8 protein-coding genes are annotated in these 7,361 nt (G+C 37.5%); 7 read left to right on the forward strand and 1 reads right to left on the reverse strand.

Annotated elements, in window-relative coordinates; genetic code table 11:
- Window positions 1-213: 213 nt before the first annotated feature.
- From IEX29_RS26150 to IEX29_RS26160, 3 genes are read left to right on the forward strand one after another with little or no spacing between them, the layout of a single operon-like run.
- Entirely contained in the window at window positions 214-465 is a 252-nt protein-coding gene (locus IEX29_RS26150; protein WP_188738773.1) for a hypothetical protein, read from the forward strand.
- On the forward strand, window positions 458-1,033 hold the full coding sequence (locus IEX29_RS26155; RefSeq protein ID WP_188738774.1) for a type II toxin-antitoxin system HicB family antitoxin: 576 nt from the start codon (window positions 458-460) through the stop codon (window positions 1,031-1,033). Before IEX29_RS26150 ends, IEX29_RS26155 begins: the two co-directional genes overlap by 8 nt.
- Before the next feature lie 8 nt (window positions 1,034-1,041).
- On the forward strand, window positions 1,042-1,410 hold the full coding sequence (locus IEX29_RS26160) for a hypothetical protein (RefSeq protein WP_188738776.1): 369 nt from the start codon (window positions 1,042-1,044) through the stop codon (window positions 1,408-1,410).
- 234 nt (window positions 1,411-1,644) lie between these two features.
- Here the strand turns inward: IEX29_RS26160 and IEX29_RS26165 are convergent, their stop codons facing one another.
- Complete coding sequence (locus tag IEX29_RS26165; protein ID WP_188738782.1) at window positions 1,645-2,832, reverse strand: MFS transporter; 1,188 nt, start codon at window positions 2,830-2,832, stop codon at window positions 1,645-1,647.
- Window positions 2,833-3,087: 255 nt separating this feature from the next.
- Here IEX29_RS26165 and IEX29_RS26170 point away from each other — a divergent pair, with 255 nt between their 5' ends.
- From IEX29_RS26170 to IEX29_RS26185, 4 genes are all read left to right on the forward strand, one after another.
- A complete protein-coding gene (locus IEX29_RS26170; RefSeq protein WP_188738778.1) occupies window positions 3,088-4,005 on the forward strand; it encodes a VOC family protein in 918 nt (305 codons plus the stop codon).
- A gap of 4 nt (window positions 4,006-4,009) precedes the next feature.
- Entirely contained in the window at window positions 4,010-4,432 is a 423-nt protein-coding gene (locus tag IEX29_RS26175; protein WP_188738780.1) for a DUF1801 domain-containing protein, read from the forward strand.
- 66 nt (window positions 4,433-4,498) lie between these two features.
- Window positions 4,499-4,930 carry a GNAT family N-acetyltransferase gene (locus tag IEX29_RS26180; protein WP_229720409.1) on the forward strand — a complete coding sequence of 144 codons (432 nt, stop codon included), beginning with the start codon at window positions 4,499-4,501 and terminating at the stop codon, window positions 4,928-4,930.
- 262 nt (window positions 4,931-5,192) lie between these two features.
- Entirely contained in the window at window positions 5,193-6,638 is a 1,446-nt protein-coding gene (locus IEX29_RS26185; protein ID WP_188738809.1) for a M20 family metallopeptidase, read from the forward strand.
- Window positions 6,639-7,361 lie beyond the last annotated feature (723 nt).

Consider the following 7,361-nt stretch of genomic DNA (forward strand, 5'->3'; position numbering starts at 1 on the left):
CGTTACCAGGAGAACTTAAATAGCCTGACACCGTTAGAATACCGGTATCAGACTGTTGCATAGATTTTTGTTTTTTTACTGTCTACTTGACAGGGTGCAGTTCAGACATTTGGAGGTCTATTTTCTTTTTGAAAAGAAATAATTATTGAAATTGGTATCAATATTGTATAAAATGAATATAATGACACTATATATGGTGCGGTGGTGGATAGGTTGTCAAAAAGAGAAAAGCTGTATAGAAGTATAAAAAATAATAAAAAGGGAAGAACTTATAGAGAGCTGGTTTCATTGTTAAAAAAATATGGCTTTGAAGTAATTGAAAGCCAAGGAAACGGATCACATAGTCCGGTAATTCACAATAAGTTTCCAGACCTTAGATGGACGTTATCCATAGATAAGCCTATGGGAGTATATCATGCAAAAAAAGTGATAGAACTTGTGGAGGAGGTAATGGAACGTGAATAAATATGTAGAGAGTTTAGAAGAATTTTTAAAATTAGATTACAAGTTAGTTATCACACCTTTTGAAGAAGAAGGTGAAAAAGGTTTTATTGTAAGCTCACCGGAAATTAATGGATTAGAAGTTTTTGGCGTGACTATCGATGAAGCTTTAAAAGAAGTGAATGAAGCTAAGCAAGCTTTATTTTATTTGCAACAAGATAAAGGTGAAAAAATTGCTTATCCAAAAGGTTACGAGACGAATGATGAAAATTTATCAGGGAGAATGACAATTCGAGTTCCTAAGATGCTGCACAAAAGGATTAAAGACTATTCGAATGTTAATGGAACTTCTTTAAATACGAGTATTATTCAATTATTAAATGACGGTTTTAATTACAATGAAACTAATATTTTGAGAGAAAATATTATAGAAACTTTAAATAACAAATTATCTTTTAATATCGAATATAATATGGTAGAGAGTAGTAGAAATGTATACACTTTATTTAAGAATGAAGAAACAAATTTAATAAAAGAACCAAAGTTTCATTATGTAGAAAATTTTTCCTATAAACATTCGTTTGAAGGGTAGGATATCTTATGAAAAAAGATTTTAGTATATCGATAGTTGACCTTGACTTAGTAAGTGTAGACTATCAGGTTAATAGAAATTTAAAAGAAGAAAAACATGATATGAATATAGATTATACAATTGATAACGATAAGAAGATAAATTTTAATATAGAGCTTATTTACGAAAAAGAGGATATAAAGGTAAATTGTAATTTTAAATTTGTGATTGTAATTAGTGAATTAGATGAAATTGATAAATTTATAGAAGAAAATGAAAAAGATATTTTATATCCTGTATATATGAAAATGTCTAATGTAGTTTCATTTTTAACTGATCAATCTCATCTATTTCCTATAAATATTAATCCTGGAATCTGGATAGAAAATGAGAATTAGTTGTATTGAGAGGTTTTTACTACGTTAAAATAACCTAGTAAAAGCCTCTTTTATAAATCTAGGTGTATATATCAATGAATGTTCATAGCTTTGCATTCACAAAGTGAAAATGCTCACCAAAATATATTATGGAACAATTAAACAGAATATAAAATAATTAAAAATTGCACAATATAAATACAGATATAAAGAACGGCTAAATACAACATGTATCAGCCGTTCCTTTTTACAAAATTATTCATAAGCCCTTTCAGCAGATCTGAATAAAGATTTATCTTCAATTTTATGCGTAATAAACATCAATATCACTCCAAAGAAAATCATTCCGCCAGCAACAAAAGTGATTTGTCTGAATGAAAATTGGTTCGTCAGCAGGAGACTTCCTAAAGTTGCTCCAATCGAATTTGCCAGGTTGAACACTGATGCGGCAATTGTCCCGGATAAAGCAGGTGCCTCTGTGGCAGCGAGAATTATCTTGGCATTTAGTATTGGTGTTGTTCCAAATGTACCGGCTCCAAATAAGAAGCAGGCAACATACGTGAAGAATGGATTTGCAAGGAAGAAGGTGAAGCTGATAAGCACCGTACCTAAAATAGCCATCGCTACAATTAAGCGCTCTGTCAGTACCTCAGGCTGAATGCTTCCGGAAACAAAATTCCCTATCACTGCACCAAGCCCAAATAAGAATAATCCAATCGTGATACTTGTTACATCAAAGCCTGCAATTTCTCTGAGCATCGGCTCTGTGAACGTATAGGCAGTAAATACACCGGAAAAGCCTAAGACAATCACGGCAATCAGCATCCAGACATTTTTATTCTTAATTATGGCCATTTCATTCTTTAGCTTAGGAATTTCTTTTTGTTTGATATCAGGTGTCACGATCATGATCCCAATTAAATTGATAATACCCATCAATGCAATAAACCAGAATACGAGTCTCCAATCCAGCATCCCGCCGATATATGATCCAAAGGGAACCCCCAGCATAATCGCAATAGTAAGACCTCCCTGCACCGCAGCAATGGCGCTGGTGCGTTTATGAGGCGGTGAAATATCAATAGCCATACTCATACACAGACCGAAGAATGGCGCATGCATCGTTGCAGAAAGAAGCCTGGAAAAAAGCAATATCTCAAAGGTAGGAGCAGTGGCAGCCACAATATTACTGATTATAAAAATAGCCATGAGTGCAATTAATAATGGTTTCGGTGAATATTTAACTGTCAGTATCCGTAGTAATGGTCCGCAGACAGCGACACTGATGGCGTAGACACTAAGCAATAATCCAGTTGCAGAAACTGCCACGTCCAGGTCAGCAGCAAATTGCGTTAATAATCCGGTCACAGCATATTCTGTCATCCCAATCGCAAATGTACCAATCATAAATACAGATAAAACCATATTGCGGGAGAATTTCATTGTCACTATATAACACTTCCTTTCGTTCTAACTAAAAAAACAATAGCACTATCATAGAGGAAGAGGTGCTGCGTGTCTAGGCATCTGTTTAAGAAAAGGAAAGAAATAATTTTCAGATTAATGGAAGCGTAAAGCATTGGTTCAGCATGATGACAGGCGGGTTTAATAAAGACGAAATTGAGCAAATTAGAAGAAGCAGAGCAAGTTAGAAAATGGTATATTAAAAGTATCTGATACCTTAAAGGAGGAAAAATAATGACAACGATTACGAAAAATATTGTTCCACATCTCTGGTTTGATAAAGAAGCAAAAGAAGCTGCGGCATTTTACACTTCTGTTTTTCCGGATTCACAGATTATCAGTGAAATTGTTCTAAAGGAAACACCATCAGGAGATTGTGATTTGATTTCCTTTGATTTGTGGGGGCAGCGCTTCATGGCAATCAGTGCAGGCCCATATTTTTCAATTAATCCGTCGATTTCCTTTATGGTAAATTTCGACCCGGCCCGTGATAAGAATGCGTCCAGCCAGATTGAAGAGGTTTGGGAGAAGCTGTCCGATGGCGGGCAGATACTTATGCCGTTTGATGCGTATCCCTTCAGTGAAAAATATGGCTGGACACAAGATAAATACGGACTTTCCTGGCAGCTTATCCTGACGAATCCAGAGGGAGAAGAAAGGCCGCCGATATTACCTTCTATGATGTTCATTGGTGAAAATGTTGGTAAAGCGGAAGAAGCTGTCCAGTTTTATCAATCCATTTTTAAAAATAGTAAACAAGGAGTCATTGCCCATTATCCTGCAGGGATGGATCCAAATAAAGAGGGGACAGTGATGTTTTCTGATTTTATGATCGAAAATGTCTGGATGACAGCCATGGATAGTGCACTGAATCATGGTTTTCAATTTAATGAAGCTGTCTCTTTGCTGGTGAATTGTGATACCCAGGAAGAAATTGATTATTATTTTGAACGTTTATCAGCAGTACCTGAAGCAGAGCAATGCGGCTGGTTGAAGGACAAGTATGGGGTATCCTGGCAAATTTCACCGAAGGATATGGATGAAATGATGAGTGAGAATGCAGCACCAGAGCAAATTGCCAGAGTTAACAAGGCAATGATGCCAATGAAAAAATTGGATATAGAAACATTGCGAAAGGCATATGAGGGGTAAATAAATGTATCAATTAAAAACAAAAGAAACAGATAACAGTGTCATTGAATTTATAGAACAGGTAGAGCATCCTAAGAAACGGGAGGATGCATACCGCCTGCTGGATATATTCGCGGAGACAACCGGATGTGAAGCAGCTATGTGGGGACCGAGCATTATTGGCTTTGGGAAGTATCATTATAAATATGATTCAGGTCATGAAGGAGACGCGCCGTTAGTCGGCTTTTCTCCAAGAAAGGCCAAGATAAGTCTTTACTTTGCGACAGGAGATACAGAGCGCGAACTTTTACTTGCAAAATTCGGTAAACATACAACTGGTAAGTCCTGTGTTTATATTAATAAAGCAGCAGATATTGATGAAGAGGTATTGAAGGAATTAATTCAGCAGTCTGTACGGTTTCTACAAGAGAAATATCCGGGAAAGTAGGGGAACGCTATATATACAATTAGAAAAATAGAGCAAAGCCGGAAAGATACTGATTTTTTAACGGATATGCTATATGAATCCATATATATTCCATCTGATAAGCCTTCAAAAGAAGAGCTGCTTCAAGCAGAACATTTGCAAAAATACCATCAAAATTGGGGGCGAACAGGGGATATGGCTCTTATCGCGGTGAATCAGCAGGGACAGGCCGTTGGAGCGGTGTGGTACCGCCTGTTTAATGAAAGTGAAAAAGGATATGGCTTTGTCAGTCCTGATATCCCTGAACTCGGTATTGCAATTGTTGAAGGTGAAAGAGGTAAGGGATTGGGAAAACAGTTATTAATAGAAATTATAAAAGAAGCTAAGAGAGCAGGGTACATTGGGTTGTCTCTCAGTGTGGATCTGAAAAATACTGGAGCAATCAGGCTGTATCATCAACTTGGTTTTGAAGATAAAGAGACAGAAGGAACATCAAAAACAATGTTATGTTTGTTTTAATTAGAGGAGAGGCCGTGTGAGAAATGGAATCATTTTTCATGCGGCTTCTTTTTTGATTTATTAAAGGTGCAGCGAATATAATTTTTTTATAGTCACAGAGTTTTACTATGAATTATTTTCGTACTGAAAAATGATTCGTGTAATTAATAATTCAGCTTACATAGTGATACTAGCTAATAATAGGAAAGGTAATTATTTCATTGCACTTTATTTTGCTATAAAATATACATAGTACAAAAGCAGAAAGGAATGTATGAAAACAATGAGTGAAAATAATATTATCAGCCAAATCGAAGAAATCATTGAACAGAAGCGGGAAGCTTTTTTTAAGGTAAGTGATCAAATTTGGGAGACACCAGAAATTCGTTATGAAGAAGAGCAGTCATTTAAATGCTCATCTGATTTTATGGAGGAGCAAGGCTTTCAGGTAGAGCGTGGAGTAGCTAATATTCCGACTGCGTTTACTGCAACCTATGGAAACAGTGGTCCGGTGATTGCGATTTTAGGAGAATATGATGCTTTGCCTGGTTTAAGCCAAAAAGCAGGTGTAACAGAGTATGATCCGGAAGTACCCTATGGTCCGGGACATGGCTGTGGCCATAACCTGCTTGGCGTAGGCTCCATGTCTGCAGCAGTTGCTGTAAAAGAATACTTAGAAAAAAATCATCTGGAAGGCACGATTCGTTACTATGGCTGCCCGGCAGAGGAAAGCGGGTATGCGAAAACATATATGGTCAAAGCGGGATTATTTGATGATGTGGCAGCATCCTTTTCATGGCATCCGCATTACTCTAACAGCTTATTTCATGGACCTTCACTGGCGGTTATCCATTCTACCTTTACATTTCACGGGATAAGCTCGCACGCTGCGGCTTCTCCAGAGTTAGGGCGAAGTGCTTTAGATGCTGTGGAATTAATGAATGTCGGCGCCAATTATATGCGGGAGCATATGATTGATGAAGCCCGTGTTCATTATGCGATAACTAATTCTGGAGGCATGTCTCCAAATGTTGTCCAAAGAGAAGCAGAGGTTTCTTATTTTGTACGGGCGCCGCATGCAGACCAGGCACGTGCATTGTTTAAACGTCTGATAAAAATTGCGGAAGGTGCTGCTTTAATGACAGAAACCTCCATGGATTATCGTATCGAAGGCGTATGCTCTAATCTAGTGCAAAATGCAACATTAGATAAATTGCTTCATAAAAATATGAAGGCTTTAGAATATCCACATTTTACTGAAGAAGAGCTGGAATTAAGTAAGAAATATTATAAAACATTAAATGAAGATGATATCGCTTTTGCTGCCTCGCTGGTAGGTAAAGATAAAGCGAAGGAGCTTGCCGCACGTCCACTTATTCATGAAGTAAATGCTTACCGTGAAGCACCGGAATATGTAAAAGGGTCAGGCTCTACCGATGTTGGTGCTGTCAGCTGGGTGACACCTACTGCACAATTAATGGCAGCAACTTGGACTTTCGGCACACCATTCCATACTTGGCAGGTCGTGTCTCAAGGAAAAACCTCCTATGCGAAAAAAGGAATGCTTTTTGCAGGGAAAGCCATTGCCAGCACAATCATTGATGTTCTGCAAAATCCAGAAGTGCTGGAGGATGCTGCGAAAGAGCTTCGTGATCGTGAGGCAGGGCCGGAAAACTATGTGTCCTTGTTGCCGGAAGATCAGGTTTTACCTTCTATGCTTAATAAATAGACTGGAAAAAGAAAATCTTATTGACCTAAGGGGAAAATTCGAAATACCAAATCAGTCATTATGATATGCTTCCTTTATCACCAGCAGAAAAAAACTGCTTCAACGTGTTAAAGGGAGCTATTTTATTATTTACTCATCTTTCGCATCTAAGAAAAAGTAAATATACCTAGCTATTTCAGGATGGATATGTTCTACATTATCCTGCTTGCATGTTGTTAAATCATCCTACTAATGGAATGGAGATTGTGTATAGAGCCTACAACCAACCACTACGCTTTCCATGGGGACGACTTCAGCTTCAGCTCGCTCTGTTCCCAAAGGAGTCTACGTGGTTGGTCTGCGCTCAGTTAGGCATCTGCAGAGAATGAAAGGAATCATAGCCTGATAGAGTTGGATGAAATCATTGCTTTTGCTTGATGGAAAGATCATTTTAGCATTTCAAATGGTTGAATTGGCAATTTAAATGATGACACAGCATGGATAGTAAATATCGGGGAAGCTTTTATACAAAGAAAGTAATCGTGACGGAACATTTTTATATGCACCACGAAAAAGATGTTCTTTACTGGTCTAATTTCTTTTGGCTCAGCTGTATTAAACAGTATAGAATCCCTGCTAGCTGAACTGCACCCTGTCAAGTAGACAGTAAAAAAACAAAAATCTATGCAACAGTCTGATACCGGTATTCTAACGGTGTCAGGCTATTTAAGTTCTCCTGGTAAC

Source organism: Oceanobacillus neutriphilus (assembly GCF_014645515.1).
In the GTDB taxonomy this organism is placed as follows: Bacteria; Bacillota; Bacilli; order Bacillales; family Amphibacillaceae; genus Oceanobacillus; species Oceanobacillus neutriphilus.

Excerpts from the sequence above, each read along its gene's own strand:
- IEX29_RS26165 (WP_188738782.1), bottom strand. The coding sequence starts at position 2,832 with ATGAAATTCTCCCGCAATATGGTTTTATCTGTATTTATGATTGGTACA.
- IEX29_RS26175 (WP_188738780.1), top strand. The coding sequence starts at position 4,010 with ATGTATCAATTAAAAACAAAAGAAACAGATAACAGTGTCATTGAATTT.
- IEX29_RS26160 (WP_188738776.1), top strand. The coding sequence starts at position 1,042 with ATGAAAAAAGATTTTAGTATATCGATAGTTGACCTTGACTTAGTAAGT.
- IEX29_RS26180 (WP_229720409.1), top strand. The coding sequence starts at position 4,499 with ATGCTATATGAATCCATATATATTCCATCTGATAAGCCTTCAAAAGAA.
- IEX29_RS26170 (WP_188738778.1), top strand. The coding sequence starts at position 3,088 with ATGACAACGATTACGAAAAATATTGTTCCACATCTCTGGTTTGATAAA.
- IEX29_RS26185 (WP_188738809.1), top strand. The coding sequence starts at position 5,193 with ATGAGTGAAAATAATATTATCAGCCAAATCGAAGAAATCATTGAACAG.